Below are 14,455 nucleotides of genomic sequence, written 5' to 3'. Positions count from 1 at the left end.
TAGGTTCTCCACACACTTCTGGTTGAACAGCAGTTTTTAAAATTAGGCGCGAATTGAAAAGTCAGGCAATGTTTTTATTCACTTACTCGCGAACACATAGGACCTGTGGTTCTTACAATGGCTTCGAAGAAGAGAACGTTGTTACTTGGCGTCACTTTGCTGATTTTCTTAGCGTTGGCATATGTTGAAAATAGGGCTTTCTTTGAATATTCTGGAAACTTGTTCGCTAATCCTCCAATTGCTGTGTTAGTGGTCTTTGTCCACAATGTCTTGGTGGTCTCTCTTATTCTGCTTGCTATGACTTTCTACGTCGAACTAGTTCTTTCTTTTTTCAAGCCGAAAAAGTATGACTATGTTGTGCTTCAACACCCCCGCCCTTTTGCTTTAATGTTCACTCTCATGATTATTCTTTTGAGCATTTTTAGAGCTAGCATGATTGTTTTTGGCACCGTAGCTCTGGGTAACTTAGCTATGTTTGTTCTGCTGAGTCTGCCCAATGGCATAATTGAAGGGTATGGAATTTATTTAACAATACGGAAAACATTAAGCAGAAGCATGACCATAAGAGCTCTTGTAATAATTTATTTATTATTTTTTATAGCTGCAGTAATTGAGGTTGGATTCATTCAGCTACTTCTATTCGTAAGCAATGCTTGAACCTTTAAATAAATATCGCTATACTTCATTGAAGCAAGAGCTGTGGAGAGAATTTAGATGCGTCTTTTTCATGTTGCTTCCGACGAAGAGATTAAACGAGCAGAAACCACGGATATTTACTTTGTCCGCACAAAACAGATTTTAGAAGCTAAAGGTAGGGAAAAAACCCGTGTGATAGCGGAAGTTACTTCTGGTAGCCTTCCAGAAAATCGGCCCTGGGGCATTCTGTGCGGCATTGAAGAATTAGCCCATTTGTTCAAAGGTATTCCCGTTGATGTCTATTCGATGTCTGAAGGAACCGTTTTCTATGCTGGTGATCACCAAGGTTTCCGTGAGCCTGTTGTACGGATTGAAGGTTCTTATGGAGACTTTTGTCTCTATGAAACTCCTCTTCTAGGTCTTATTTGTCAAGCCTCTGGAATAGCCACTCGAGCAGCGAGAATAAGAAAAGTTGCCAAAAACAAACGCCTTATTTCTTTTGGTATCCGTCGCATGCACCCGTCTCTTTCACCAATGATAGACCGTGCGGCGTTCATTGGTGGGTTTGACGCAGTTAGCTGTCTGACGGGCGCCAAGGCAGTAGAGACCGAGCCCGTGGGAACTATGCCCCACGCCCTCATAATAGTTATGGGCGACCAGGTTAAAGCATGGAAAGCTTTTGACAGCATAGTTGAAGAAGATGTGCCTCGCGTTGCCTTAGTAGATACATACTCGGATGAAAAGATGGAAGCAATTATGGCTGTAAAGGCTTTGAAAAAATTAAAGGCAGTACGACTTGACACACCATCATCTCGTAAAGGTAATTTCGCAGAAATTGTGCGAGAGGTACGATGGGAACTGAACATTCGCGGCTGCAAACATGTCCAAATCTTCGTTTCTGGAGGTTTGAACGAAGAATCAGTCAGACAACTAAGTGAAGCTGGTGCAGACGCGTTTGGTGTAGGCACACATGTGAGTAACTCGCCTACTATAAACTTCGCCATGGATATAGTTGAGATAGACGGAAAGCTATGTGCAAAGCGAGGTAAGCTTGGGGGGAAAAAGGAGGTGTGGCGATGCCCAAAATGCCTAGTCGACGTAGTTTTGTCCTATAATGAACCTCAACCAACATGCCTAAAATGCCGAGGCAAAACAGATCGAATGTTGAAACCACTTGTAAAAAACGGGAATGTGGTGGCAAAGTTGCCTAAGCCAAAAGAAATTCGTGAATATGTATTAGAGCAGTTGGAAAAACTTTCTCTTGAATAAAGTCGCTAAGCACGGGCAACCGTAGTTTTTCGAGAGGAAACAAAATAAATGTCTATCAGCTTTCTACTAACAGATCGGAGCTTTAACGCTTATATTAAATGTCAACCTAGCAGAATAGTTGAAATATGGTGAAACAGTTTGCCATACTGTCCAAAATGTGGAAATGAAGTTTCCGAAGAAATGAAGTATTGCCCAAAATGTGGAGCTTCACTTAAGGCTGAAGCAGCTCCCAGAGAGACTTACGAAAAGCACGAGAAACATGAGAAACACGAAAAACATGAAAAGGAAGAAAAAGCTGAGCTTATCGCTGTTCATGTGATGCACTTACCCGCTTATGCTTTTGCGCCTACCCCTATAGAAGTTGCGCCAGCCTCCACAGTAACTCCTATTCCGATAACAATCTCCAGAGAAAAAAGAAAGATGGTAGAAGAATATCTAAAAAAAGTAGAGAAAATGGCAAAGAAAGTAGGAGTCACAGTTGAGACAAAAGTCATCGAAAATCACATGTCAATTGTTCACGCAATAACAGAGATCGCCAACAAAGAAGGCTGCGACCTTATTGTTATGGGAACTAAAGGCAGAACCGGAATCAAAAAATTCCTTCTAGGAAGCGTAGCCAACGGAGTAGTAACATACGCACCATGCCCCGTACTAATAGTGAGATAATTCAGAGGCACAAAGAAACACGAATACGGCTTGAAAAATGCTTCATTCCACAACCGAATACTTATTTACTCCCTTCACAAATCAGAATAACCATCACGCTAAAAACGAGGAACGAAGCATGCACACTATGTTAAGAAGTACAAAGGGGATTTCAACACTTTCTTTGTTAATTTTGCTTTTAGCATCGGCGATAGTAGGCGCTGTGTTGTCATACTTGTGGACTGTGGGCTATTATGTGGAAATAGGATTTAAGGTTCCCGAAGGTGTCACCACGATAACAATCACGAATGTTACATTTCCCATCGAAGACAGCACCTATTTTAAAGTGACTGTTCTAAATCCATCCTATTCGAAAGCTGATGCAAACATAATTAGTATTACCATAGTTACTATCATAGATGATGTGGAAACGATTTATAGCATCCCGGCGGAATCCATAGGACCATCAATCCCATATCCTCTTAGAAAAAGCGAAGCCATAACTTTTAGGTGCAACAGCAGCTGGGGAGAATTCGCGGGTCAAACCATCCGTGTTGTTGTATTCCTGCAAGATGACTCGGGCGCAACATTTCCCTTTAAAGCAGGTAAAGTGAAGTTAGAAATTGTCAAAGCAGAATTTGACACCACAGTAACTGTCGAGCGTTTTAATGTGACTATCAGAAATTCAGCAGAATCGCTCATACCATTAAATGTAACAGAAATACTATTTGATTCTACCAGCATTCCACCTCAAAACATGACAATCCACGATGAAAACGCCACACTTCCACAGCAACTTCAACCAGGCCAAAACAAGACCTTCACATGTTACTGGAACCTATGGGAAAAGGGTTCTCTTGGTTCTTCTCATAATATTACTGCCAAAACTTCACAAGGTTATTCAGCAGTATCCAAAACAGCTTCCTTGCCTCCCTCCGTATCGCTTAATATAACAGATTTAACTTTCACTGCACTACCTGACACCAGTGGATTTAATGTAACAGTCTCGAATCTACCGTCATCGCCACATTTTGTCAACATCAACAGAGTAGCAATCACAAATGGGACTCAAATTTTCGAGAACATAACAACAATAGGTGACATAACACAGAGGCTCATGCCCGGCGATAACCTTACCCTTCAATGCTTGTGGAATTGGACAGAGTTCAAAGGTCAAGAAATAAAAGTAACAGTTTATACGGCGCAAGGCTTCTTCACACAGGAATATACCCGCATCGAACTACCTGTTGCTTCTTTCACCTACCTCCCCACGGCTCCTGACACAGGCGAAACTGTAACCTTTGATGCATCTGAAAGTTATGACCCCAACGGCACAATAGTCAGATACCTCTGGGATTTTGGTGACGGGACGAATGAAACTGGCGAGGTTACAACCCACACCTACGCTAACAACGGAAACTACACAGTTACACTTATCGTGACCGACAACAATGGACTAACCGACAAAACCTCCGCCGACATCAAGGTGCTCAACAAGCTGCCCATAGTGTCATTCACCGAGTCAGCGACGTCTGTACTTACGGACGAAAATATTTACTTCAACGCTACTGAAAGCTATGATCCCGATGGGTCGATTGTTGGCTATTTCTGGGATTTTGGTGACGGGACAAACACTACAGGCTTGACCGTGGAACACGCGTACTCAGACGATGGAAATTACACAGTAACTCTTACAGCAACTGATGATGATGGCGACACTGCGTCAACAACCGCCACGAAGACCGTTCTGAACAGGCCTCCGGTATCGATTTTCACGGAATCCGCGGAAACCGTCTATACGAGTGAGGTCATCACGTTCAACGCTTCCGGAAGCTACGATCCCGACGGCACCATTGTTAGCTACTTCTGGGACTTTAGTGACGGAACCAATGCGTCAGGGGCTATTGTAGAACATACTTATATTGACAACGGAAACTACACTGTAACTTTGACTGTCACCGACGACGATGGCGCAACCGCCTCAATCAACGCCACTAAGACTGTTCTTCCAAGTCCGCCCCTTGTCGCTTTGTTCACGGAATCCGCTGAAATCGTCTATGCCTGGAAAGCTGTTGAGTTCAACGCTAACAACAGCTACGATCCTAAACGTTTCCAGATGAAAAAAAACCGTAAATTCAACTTCTTCCAATCCTAAACGTGAGCCTAGCGAAGCGTTAATCTTTAACCTCTTATCTACTGATAGCTTCCAAACAAAAACTGGAAAGCGAGATGAAGCAAAATGACAGAATATGACGCTGTTATTGTAGGCGCAGGCATAATCGGACTGGCAACCGCTTATCACGTGAAAAAACAACGACCCAACGACAGAATTCTAGTCATAGATAAGATGAGCACAGCTGGCCAAGGAAATACGGCCAAGAGTGCTGCCATGTTTAGATGTTTCTTCTATTCTCGCACAAACCTCACTCTGGTGGACACCACAGTTGAATTCTTTAAGCATGTTCAAACCCAACTAGGGGTAGATTTGAGGTTGAGATGGGCTGGCTATTTGTGGCTGTTCTCAAAAGAGCATTACAGAATAATAGAGCCTCTTCTCAAATCGATGGCGGAAAGCGGTCTTGAATATGAAGTGTATGAAAAAGAAGACTTGACGAAACGGCTTAATCTCAGAACAGAAGTAGCAAAGGATGAGGAAGCACAAATGATGAGATTGGCAGATGTGGAAAAAGGAGTGTTTGTTCCCAAAGCAGGGTCGATCGACATAGACTTGCTAGTTCAGTTCTACGAAGCAGAGTTCAAAAAACTCGGCGGAGAAATTCAATACAACACAATAGCAGAGAAGATACTAGTAGACCCGGAAGAGCCGTTAGGCATGCCGGACGAACCCTTTTTCTGGCAAAAATCAAGAGCCGCTGGAGTCAACACCAACAAAGGCACAATAAAAGCTAAGAAAACAATTATTGCTGCCGGCGTATGGGCGAACACACTGCTTCATCAAATTGGAGTTTACGCGCCGATGGAACCTATAAAGCGCCAACTTTTTTCTGTACAAGCATCAACAACAGAATTAAGACAACTATTAAATGTAGAAGGCTTCAATGCAGAAAACTGTATGCCTTTCACAATCTTGCCAGAACCTGCAGTCTACATAAAACCAGCTTTAGAGGAAAACGCTTTCTGGCTAAGCTATGGCGACCACTTTCCACGGGCTTTCAAATTAGAAGATGACCCGCAACCTGAAGAAAACTTCTACCGCTATGGAATATATCAGGTAGTCACAAAATATTTCCCTCAGTTTTTGGGAGCTCAACCTTATGGCTCTTGGGCAGGTCAATATGCGCTTAACACCATTGATGGACAACCTGTTATTTTCGAAGAAAACGATTTGTTGGTGGTCGGGAGTTGTAGCGGAAGTGGAAACATGAAAGGTGACGCTCTAGGCAGAATCGCTGCAGCTTTGTACATGGGTGAAGAACACGCAAACCTTTTTGGAAACAAGGAATTCAAAGTAGATGACCTTGGCATTGCAAAACGTAATGTAGAACCGGAAAAACTCATTATCTAGGTGAGCAACTTGACAATACCATTTAAAGTCACGGAAAGAGTAAGCACAATCAAATATGCGATCAGAGACGTCACAGAGTTCGCCAAAAAAATTGAAAAAACAGGAAAAAAAATAACCTACCTCAATATAGGCGACCCCGTAAAGTTCGACTTTGACACACCCAGACACATTAAACTGGCTTTGTTTGAGGCAGTGAAAGCTGGGGCAAACTGGTATGGTCCATCAGAGGGGCTCTTAGAGTTAAGAGAGGCAATTTGTAAAAAAGAAAAACGTGTTAACAACATAGACATTTCGCCTGAAAACGTCATAGTCACCACAGGGGTTTCCGAAGGCATATTCATGATTATGGCAGCGATAATAGACAGAGGCGACGAAATTCTAGTGCCTGGTCCAACTTACCCACCGTATGCAGCGTATGCCAAGTTTTTTGAGGGAAAGCCTATATCGTACAAGACTGTGGAAGAAAAAGGGTGGAAACCTGACGTTGAAGATATGCGATCAAAAATTTCTAGGAAGACTAGAGGTGTTGTGATAATAAATCCTAACAATCCATGCGGCGCTGTTTATGATGAGAACACGGTGAAAAGAATTGTGGATTTAGCAGCCGAAAATGACTTGTTGGTTTTGTCTGACGAAATCTATGATAGAATAGTGTATGAAGACCGGTTTGTAAGCACAGCCTGTATTGCGAAGGATTTTCCAGTCGTTGGGCTCAACGGTTTTTCTAAAGCTTATTTGGCCACTGGGTGGAGGCTAGGATACTTCTATTTCCACGACCCTGAAAGAAAGTTAGAGGCCCTGGAGGAAAGCGCCAAAAAAGAATCTCGGATTAGGTTGTGCACCAATACTCCTATTCAAAAGGCAGGTGTGGCGGCTTTGAATGGACCGCAAGAGCATATCACTGAGATGGTTGAGAAATTGCGGAAAAGAAGAGACTACGCTTGGAAGCGCTTAAATGAAATTGAAGGAATCAGTTGCACAAAGCCTAAAGGGGCTTTTTACGTCTTTCCAAGAATACATGGGATTGGGCAACGTTGGAAGACTGATTTAGAATTTGTTTTGGACGTTTTGGAAAAAACAGGTGTTCTTTTTGTACACGGTTCGGGCTTTTGTGACACATATGGTGTAGGGCACGTGAGGGGCGTGTTTTTGCCGCCTATTGAAATCTTGGAAAATGCATTCAACATGCTAGAGAAATTTATGAGTCGTAGTTAGCTAAGGTTAAGTTGCTGTTTTTCAGCGAATTAGCACGCCTTCTTCAGGGTCTCTTACTAGCTTATGATATTCTGCCATCAACCTTCGAGTGACTGGACCAGGTTTCCCGCTCCCGATTTGTCGTCCGTTTATCTCTTTTACTGGAACCACTTCTACCGCGGTTCCTGTAAAGAACACTTCATCTGCGAGGAACAGGTCTGTAGGTGTAATTTCTTTCTTAAGGACGGTGTATCCAAGCTTTCGGCCAATCTCAATGACAACATTCCTCGTTATTCCCCGCAGAGCACCTGTAGATGTCGGCGGAGTTATAATTACATCATTGGATACGGTAAATATGTTTTCTGCAACACCTTCGCATACAAAACCTTCTTTATTTAGATATATTGCTTCATCAACGTTTGCGTTGTTAGCTTCAATTTTGGCAAGTATACTGTTTAGATAGTTTAGAGATTTTATCTCATGCGTTGTTGCATCTACAGGATCCCGTTTGACCCATGAAATTATGGCTGTCAAGCCTTTTTCTTTAGCTTCTCCTCCGTGAAGTTTTATTCGGTCGGTGATGATTATTATTGTTGGTTTGGAGCATTTTCTGGGGTCAAGTCCTAAGTCGCCTACGCCTCTGGAGACAACCAGACGAATGTATGCATCGGTAAGTTTGTTTCTTTTCAGCGTTTCTATCACGGCGTTGATCATTTCTTCTTTTGTCACGGAAATTTCTAACATGATAGCGTGTGCGGATGAATATAGTCTGTCAATGTGTTCTTTCAGTTTGAATACGCTGCCGTTGTAAGCGCGTATTCCTTCAAACACACCGTCTCCATAAAGGAAGCCATGGTCGTACACTGAGATTTTCGCTTCTGACTTCGGACAGTGCTTTCCATCTATGTAAATAAGAAGCTCTTTCTGCTCCATTTCTAACATTCTCCTTTTAGAATCTCTACAGTATTGTGATTGCTTGATATACTTTTTGTAGGACGATTTTAGCCGTAGAATTGTGGGCGCAGGGACAGCTTTTTAGGTAAGGGTATTGGCTTGAACGGTTTACCTTTTGTGTCTTTCAAAATACTGTCAACCAGCTCTTGAAGTCTCATTTTCACGATTTTTCCAACAAGTCTATCCCGAACCGGCAGAATTCCTGAGTCGATTTCTCTTTGACCAATAACTACTATGTAGTTTACCCATTCAGTTTCTGCTTCTCTGATTTTCCTTTGCATGGTCAAAGGACGATCGTCAAAATCTACTCTTATTTCATATTTACCAATTTCTTCAGCAATTTTTTCAGCATCTTTGGTGAATTTGTCTGAGACGGGTACTATTCTGACCTGTGTGGGCGAAAGCCAAAGTGGAAAAATTGGGATTCCCCCTTTTTGCTGTTCTCGATACGCTTTTTCCAACATCGCATAGACACATCTTTCAATTCCACCACTTGGTGAACAATGTAGAATCAGCGGATGCTGCCTTTCACCTTTTTCATCAATGTAGGTGATATCGTATCTGCAGGCGTTTTCCACATCAAGTTGATCTGTTGATAATGCGGAGGCTTTGTCTTGGTTGTCAACGAAGTTAAATTCCCATTTTAGAACCCAATATAATGCTTTTTTCTCCAACATCTCAATCAAAACTGGTTTCGCAAATAGTCTTGCCAAGGAAACTATGAAATCCCAGTTTTTTTCGTGGAAATGCTTTGTAAACCTTATCCCCAATTCATAATCTTCTCTTCCAAATCCAAGACCCTCTAAGACTTTCATGCACAACTCGAAGCGGATGACATATTCCTTTTTCGCTTGCTCCAAGTCGGAGCAGAGGGCGTGGCAATCAGGCATCGTGAAGGCGCGTTGTCGTCGTAGTCCTGCTATTTCACCACTTTTCTCTCGCCTAAAACTGTATCTCGTCAGTTCGTAGATTCGTAATGGAAGTTGGCGGTAAGAAAACTGAGCGTCATGAAGCATGAGAAACTGGCCGAAGCATGCGGCGAATCTGAGGAATAGGTCTTTGTCTTCCGACTTGATGATGTACTGTCTTGCTGGGAATCGGTCTAGATAGTCGCTTAGGCTGGGATGATTAAAGTCGTACATAATTGGGGTTTCAACTTCCATGGCACCGTACTTCAAGATGGTGCTAGTGACGAACCGCTCAATCAAAGATTTGACTAGTCGCCCCTTAGGATACCATCTCAAGTTTCCAGGGTCGCTACCAGGCTCATAGTCGACAAGTTCAAGCCTTCTCATCAGTTTGACGTGTGGCGGCATTTGTTGACTTGCTCTCATCTTTGAGATTTCGTATTTAGCAAACTTTTCAAGGTTTTCATGTCCTGTAAAATCGAATTTTTCAACAGGTACCATGTTTCCCTCTGGTTGCAGAATATACCAAGAAGACTTCATTTTTTCTTCGGCTTTCAGAGCCTCGGAAACTTTCTCGTCCTTCCTTACTTCGCCTGGTAGAACTACTCTTGATTGTTCTGCTAAAGGGTGTCCTTTTACTGAGATGGTGAATTGTTTGTTCCAGCCAAAAGGCGCGCGAAAGGTTTCTATGCTATTTTCTTTTGCATACTTTTCCATTGCTTTAACGACTTTGAGCGCCGATGCAGGTTTTGCTAAGTTGCTACTTAGGTGTGCGTAAGGGTAGATTAGAATCTTATTGACTTTGAGTTTCCCTAGGAAATCTCGTACTTCCCTGATTGCTTGTTTTGCCGTGGTTTCGTTGTCGCCCTCTTCAATAGCGGTAAAAAGGACAACAACCTCCTCTATCTGTCTTTCCTCTTCCCCTTTCACTTCTTCAGCTAAGTCAATTTCCTTTTGTATGGGTTTGTATTTGATGTAATTTGAATGCAGTTGAAGTATACGCAAACTGATCAACCCGCTTTAATTGACTTAATCTTAGAATTAGATCAGCCTTTCTAAAAATGCTTGTGGAAAAATGACCGTTGCTTCCCGACTTCGGAACAGATCGGCCCACTAACGCGAGCCTTGATGCCTCCATTTCTCCAGCGTTCGGTCTTTCTTTGTGGCTTTCTTGAACTCTTTGTAGTGTTCCTTGCAGAGATACGCTCTTCTTTCAGTGTGGATTTTTAACCTGGCAGCGGTGACTTTGCCTGCAGCAATAGAACGAATCGCGTCTTTGACACAGCCTGAAACACTGCATTTTACGCCTTTGTCTATTCTTCCCAACAACAAGCACCTTCTAAACAATAGAGTCCTGTGGCAATGGCTTAATTCCCTTCTCATATATTTTAGTTGCCCTCTCGTAAACCTCTTTCTTTTCACCGAAACGCTGAGAGCCAACGTCTTCTATAACAAAGGATGCAGCGGCTGAACCGACACAGCAACACCACCGAGGCTCTCTGCCTTGAATACGCTCCGCTAAAAAGGCGCCGATGAAAACGTCGCCAGCGCCAGTTGGATCTTGAAGGATTTTAGGTTTGCAGGCGGGAATATGATAGAATTTATCATCAAGATACGCCAATATTCCTTTCCTGCCCATAGTAACTAAGACAGTTTTCACACCACATTTACGAACCTTTTTCATTGCAGTTCCAAGTTTAGCACATTCAGTTACTATCTTAATTTCTTTAAGTGACGATTTGAAGACGTCACAGTGTTGGAGGAAGCTTACATCACTCAATCCCTTGAGTTTCATGTAACCTGCCTCGTCGAATTCACGTAGGAATCCTTGAGGGTCGATGGATAACAAGGATGTCCTGTTTCTAAGCTTTCGAATTGCTTCCAGTGAGAGTTCGTTTGCCACTGGCGCGACATGAATTGCTTTGGCACGCAAAGAAACTGGTATATCTTTTGGAACTATTTGGGGCGCCTTATTTCCTAGTTGAAGTTTCCGCTTTCCATCGTAGTAGGTGAGCATGAAACGGGTTGTAGAAGCGTCTTCTGCAATTTGCACCATTGACAAATCTACGTTAGCTTTACGAAGCCATAAAAGCTGTTTTTGAAAGTCTTTTCCTACCTTAGATACTACGCCTACCTTTGCATCCAGTTTGTTTGCTGCTAGAGAAACAAAAGTAGCTGCACCGCCTAGAGTTACCCTTGGATGAGATATTTTTGGCGAGATTATTAGGTCCATGACGAAGTGGCCGATTGTAACTAGGTCAAACACATACTGCCCTCAGTATATCAAACTTAATATTTGCAGATCTTAACAGGATACTAATTATTTGAAAGGGCTTCTGTACCCGCTAAGGCATCAAGCATAGTATATAAGTCTCCTCTACAATTGACTACCCGCAAAAAGGACGTGGAACGTTTGCCAGTTAAGCGGAAAAGCCGTGGAAGGTCAAAAGGCAGTAAAGGAAAAAGCTCGTTAGTGCAGTGCAGTAGCTGCGGTGAGCTTGTGCCCCGTGACAAGGCTAAGCGTGTTTCGCGAAGAGTTTCAGTAGTGGATTACGCTTTAGCTAAGGAATTACGGCAAAAAGGCACCTACATCGCTGCGCCTGTGGAGACGAAGTATTACTGTGTCTCATGTGCTGTGCATCACGGCGTGGTGAAAGTGCGTTCGAAAAACGAGCGAAGACAACGCCGCCGGAAGAGATACTAACTTTCTTTTTGCTTGGATTTATTGTAAAAGTAGATTGTGCGTTGAAGCACGGTAAGATTTGTTAACACCGCAAGGACTCCTACGCTCCAATAAAGTGCGCCCAGCCAGAAGAAAGCAGCGAAACTAGCCAGTGTCAATACAAGTATTCGTTCAGCGCGCTCCGTTAAACCAACGGTCTCCATTTTGACTCCAGCAGCCTCTGCCCTTGCGCGAACATAGCTTACCAGTAAAGAGCCGACAAGCGCAATGGAACCCCAAGAAACTTCACATAGACCGCTGATTATCATTGCGACGAGAATAAATGAATCGGCGTAGCGGTCGAGCAAAGAATCTAAAAAGCCGCCGAAAGCCGTGGTTTCACCGTGAAGTCTTGCGACAACTCCGTCCAGAGCGTCGCAGAGTCCAGATAGTAGTAAAAGAATTGGTGCAACTATGAGGAGAAGACGATTATGCTGCCACGCCCAGTAAGAACAACCGGATAGAAAAGCCAACAAAATTCCCATTGCACTGATTTGGTTCGGCGTCACACCTAGATTATGTAGTAGTTTTGCCGTTGTTGCGAGCAGGGATTGAACTCGTTTCTTTAAGCGCGTTAGCATTTTGCTTCACGAAGAGTGTTTATGGTAGCAATCTTTATTTATAGACAGGTTGATCACGGGAATATTCTGCCCAGCAGTCTCTTCCTTTCATCTACTGTTGCATCTGTGAAGTTCTTGGTTTTTGCATCAATTGAGGTCACCAATACATTTTCAGCTCTTGCCTTCTTCCTTAAGACTGCTTTAACTGCCAATGCTCTAGCTTCTTCTAAATTGAGATCAGCTCTGTATTCTTCTTCCAAAATGCTTTTTGAAGCTTCTCTGCCCATACCATCAGCACACGCTCTATATTCCACAGCATATCCGTAGCTTGTCAGCAGAAACAATCTTGGCTTTCCTTCAGCGTCTAAACCTCCGAGGATAAAGGATGTTCCTAGCGGTCTAACGTCTTTTCTCTGCGTGAAGGGGTGTGTGAAGAGAAAGAGTTTTCCAGCCAGTCCTTCAATGTCTAAGCCGTTCATGACTCTCATTTGTCTTAAAGCTTCGTCTACAATGAGATATCCATCTGGGAGCAAACCGCAGAAGACCATGCCTATGGTGTTGTTTATCTTGAAGACTTTCAGGAATGGATTTGGAGTTACCATCAATGGGGTCATAATCAACTTCTTTGCTAATACTACTCCTTCGGAACAGCAAACTCCAGCGATTGTGCCGCCTCTATGTGTACATTCAGTAGCATATTCTAGCTGAAATAGACGCCCATCTGGAGAAAAGGCAGTTTCTAAATCATAGCCATGAGACATTTGCCTAGGTAAGGTCGACATGAGGTGAATGAGTGCTATTCTTGCTAGCTCCGCTTTGTTGCCAGCAAATCCTGCTTTGACTAGTCCATCTAAGGCTCTGTCGAGCTCGCTTGGAACCACTATTCTTACTTCAGGTATACATCAAACCTCCATTTATACGGATACATTTATTTCTTACCATAAGATAAATCTTTGTGGGAACTCACACGTCGAGTGGGAAAAGATTTGAAAGCTCTTGAGATGTTGGAATCTTTCTTTAAAAGCAAAGTTGACAGCAGAGGAAGAATCTACCTACCCAAAGGAGCAAGAGAGAAACTCTCAATTAAAACAGGAGATAAAATTTACTTGAAAATCCAGAATGATTGCATCATTGTCCTTACGTTAAAGGCGGTTAATATGAATAGATTCATTTTTGATTGGACTCCTTGAAATGCTCTAAGGGGTTGATTAGATACAACAGAGTGTTATTTCCGAATAACACCCATATACGTGGCAAAGAAAAAAATGGGAGTTTTGCGGGAGACATCTCCACTGCTTATGGAAGAATCCCAATCTGCTGAATTATGGTAAGTATTCTTCTCCGTAGCTTGAACAGATCATTACTATGTCGTAGATGTCTATGACTCCATAAGGTTCAGCTATGTCAAAGTGTGGGTTCCAATTAGGATCTAAAGGTGCAGATCCATAAGCTCCAGCAGCCAGTACCACATCGTAGATGTCAACTATAAAGTCAAAGTTAACATCTGCAAGATTCCACCAATCACCAACAATTGTAACTTCAACATAAACTTCTGGTTCTAACAAATCCCAGATATCTACATCCATTAAACAACAATAACCAGCTAAATCATAAGTTCCAGGTCTTGGCGGATAGAATTTTCCATCTGCATAATGAAACTGATAGAGATCCCAATGCAGTGTTTCAGTATAGCTCTCCCCTGGCTCCAAAGTGATTTCAACTATCACTTGAGGAAAAACTTTACCATCTGTCCAAGAGAAAAAACCTTCAGATGTGAAGTAACATACGTTAAATACTGGTGGTTGGGGAAGAGTTTTCGTGACGGTTGTATTTCCAACATTTGTCACTGTAAGCGTGATGTCAATCTCTTCTCCAATGGTTATGAGTGTCTTACTGACTTCCATTTCTAGCAAAAGATTGTCTTCTGCTTTAGATGGTTGAATGTTAAACGTTAAACCAAACATGCTTACTAGCAAGATTAAAATAATTGAAGAAGAAGCTAATCTCTTCACTTTTGCCCCCAAGAATAATATATCTTGGA

Annotated in this window: 15 protein-coding genes; 8 read left to right on the top strand and 7 right to left on the bottom strand. The window is 42.6% G+C overall.

Annotated features, from left to right (window positions below):
- Nucleotides 1–117 precede the first annotated feature (117 nt).
- The 6 genes from NWE91_00840 to NWE91_00815 all read left to right on the top strand — a co-directional run bounded on the left by NWE91_00840 (nt 118) and on the right by NWE91_00815 (nt 7,291).
- Nucleotides 118–657, top strand: a complete 540-nt coding sequence (locus NWE91_00840) for a hypothetical protein (protein MCW3984949.1) — start codon at nt 118–120, stop codon at nt 655–657.
- Nucleotides 658–714: 57 nt separating this feature from the next.
- Entirely contained in the window at nt 715–1,905 is a 1,191-nt protein-coding gene (locus NWE91_00835; protein ID MCW3984948.1) for a nicotinate phosphoribosyltransferase, read from the top strand.
- 138 nt (nt 1,906–2,043) lie between these two features.
- Nucleotides 2,044–2,571, top strand: coding sequence for a universal stress protein (locus NWE91_00830; GenBank protein ID MCW3984947.1), 528 nt, complete (start codon nt 2,044–2,046; stop codon nt 2,569–2,571).
- 205 nt (nt 2,572–2,776) lie between these two features.
- The gene (locus NWE91_00825; GenBank protein MCW3984946.1) at nt 2,777–4,705 is read left to right on the top strand and encodes a PKD domain-containing protein; all 1,929 of its coding nucleotides are present in this window, start codon (nt 2,777–2,779) and stop codon (nt 4,703–4,705) included.
- An 84-nt stretch (nt 4,706–4,789) separates the two neighbouring features.
- Complete coding sequence (locus NWE91_00820) at nt 4,790–6,076, top strand: FAD-binding oxidoreductase (protein MCW3984945.1); 1,287 nt, start codon at nt 4,790–4,792, stop codon at nt 6,074–6,076.
- Nucleotides 6,077–6,085: 9 nt separating this feature from the next.
- Nucleotides 6,086–7,291, top strand: a complete 1,206-nt coding sequence (locus NWE91_00815; protein ID MCW3984944.1) for an aminotransferase class I/II-fold pyridoxal phosphate-dependent enzyme — start codon at nt 6,086–6,088, stop codon at nt 7,289–7,291.
- A gap of 21 nt (nt 7,292–7,312) precedes the next feature.
- Here NWE91_00815 and ilvE read toward each other — a convergent pair whose 3' ends face one another.
- From ilvE to NWE91_00795, 4 genes are all read right to left on the bottom strand, one after another.
- Nucleotides 7,313–8,203 carry a branched-chain-amino-acid transaminase gene (gene ilvE, locus NWE91_00810; protein MCW3984943.1) on the bottom strand — a complete coding sequence of 297 codons (891 nt, stop codon included), beginning with the start codon at nt 8,201–8,203 and terminating at the stop codon, nt 7,313–7,315.
- A gap of 68 nt (nt 8,204–8,271) precedes the next feature.
- On the bottom strand, nt 8,272–10,137 hold the full coding sequence (locus NWE91_00805) for a threonine--tRNA ligase (GenBank protein ID MCW3984942.1): 1,866 nt from the start codon (nt 10,135–10,137) through the stop codon (nt 8,272–8,274).
- A gap of 108 nt (nt 10,138–10,245) precedes the next feature.
- The gene (locus NWE91_00800) at nt 10,246–10,458 is read right to left on the bottom strand and encodes a hypothetical protein (protein MCW3984941.1); all 213 of its coding nucleotides are present in this window, start codon (nt 10,456–10,458) and stop codon (nt 10,246–10,248) included.
- 13 nt (nt 10,459–10,471) lie between these two features.
- The gene (locus NWE91_00795) at nt 10,472–11,398 is read right to left on the bottom strand and encodes a PfkB family carbohydrate kinase (GenBank protein ID MCW3984940.1); all 927 of its coding nucleotides are present in this window, start codon (nt 11,396–11,398) and stop codon (nt 10,472–10,474) included.
- Between the two features lie 147 nt (nt 11,399–11,545).
- Between NWE91_00795 and NWE91_00790 the strand changes: the two genes are divergently transcribed.
- Complete coding sequence (locus tag NWE91_00790; protein ID MCW3984939.1) at nt 11,546–11,836, top strand: 30S ribosomal protein S26e; 291 nt, start codon at nt 11,546–11,548, stop codon at nt 11,834–11,836.
- Here NWE91_00790 and pgsA read toward each other — a convergent pair.
- Complete coding sequence (gene pgsA, locus NWE91_00785) at nt 11,833–12,435, bottom strand: archaetidylinositol phosphate synthase (GenBank protein MCW3984938.1); 603 nt, start codon at nt 12,433–12,435, stop codon at nt 11,833–11,835. The genes NWE91_00790 and pgsA overlap by 4 nt on opposite strands.
- A gap of 53 nt (nt 12,436–12,488) precedes the next feature.
- A complete protein-coding gene (locus NWE91_00780) occupies nt 12,489–13,295 on the bottom strand; it encodes a hypothetical protein (protein ID MCW3984937.1) in 807 nt (268 codons plus the stop codon).
- Between the two features lie 105 nt (nt 13,296–13,400).
- On the opposite strand from NWE91_00780, the gene NWE91_00775 reads away from it, so the two are divergent.
- Entirely contained in the window at nt 13,401–13,604 is a 204-nt protein-coding gene (locus NWE91_00775) for an AbrB/MazE/SpoVT family DNA-binding domain-containing protein (protein MCW3984936.1), read from the top strand.
- A 132-nt stretch (nt 13,605–13,736) separates the two neighbouring features.
- Here the strand turns inward: NWE91_00775 and NWE91_00770 are convergent, their stop codons facing one another.
- Nucleotides 13,737–14,426 (bottom strand): BsuPI-related putative proteinase inhibitor, encoded by a 690-nt coding sequence (locus NWE91_00770; GenBank protein MCW3984935.1) that lies wholly within the window; start codon nt 14,424–14,426, stop codon nt 13,737–13,739.
- Nucleotides 14,427–14,455: the final 29 nt, after the last annotated feature.

Source organism: Candidatus Bathyarchaeota archaeon (genome assembly GCA_026014805.1).
In the GTDB taxonomy this organism is placed as follows: Archaea; Thermoproteota; Bathyarchaeia; order Bathyarchaeales; family SOJC01; genus JAGLZW01.
Note: the sequence above shows the minus strand (reverse complement) of the source record. Positions and strands in the feature narration are given on the sequence as shown.

What these genes read in the sequence shown, in the direction of transcription:
- NWE91_00840 (MCW3984949.1), top strand. Translation starts at nt 118, where the DNA reads ATGGCTTCGAAGAAGAGAACGTTGTTACTTGGCGTCACTTTGCTGATT.
- NWE91_00835 (MCW3984948.1), top strand. Translation starts at nt 715, where the DNA reads ATGCGTCTTTTTCATGTTGCTTCCGACGAAGAGATTAAACGAGCAGAA.
- NWE91_00820 (MCW3984945.1), top strand. Translation starts at nt 4,790, where the DNA reads ATGACAGAATATGACGCTGTTATTGTAGGCGCAGGCATAATCGGACTG.
- ilvE (MCW3984943.1), bottom strand. Translation starts at nt 8,203, where the DNA reads ATGGAGCAGAAAGAGCTTCTTATTTACATAGATGGAAAGCACTGTCCG.
- pgsA (MCW3984938.1), bottom strand. Translation starts at nt 12,435, where the DNA reads ATGCTAACGCGCTTAAAGAAACGAGTTCAATCCCTGCTCGCAACAACG.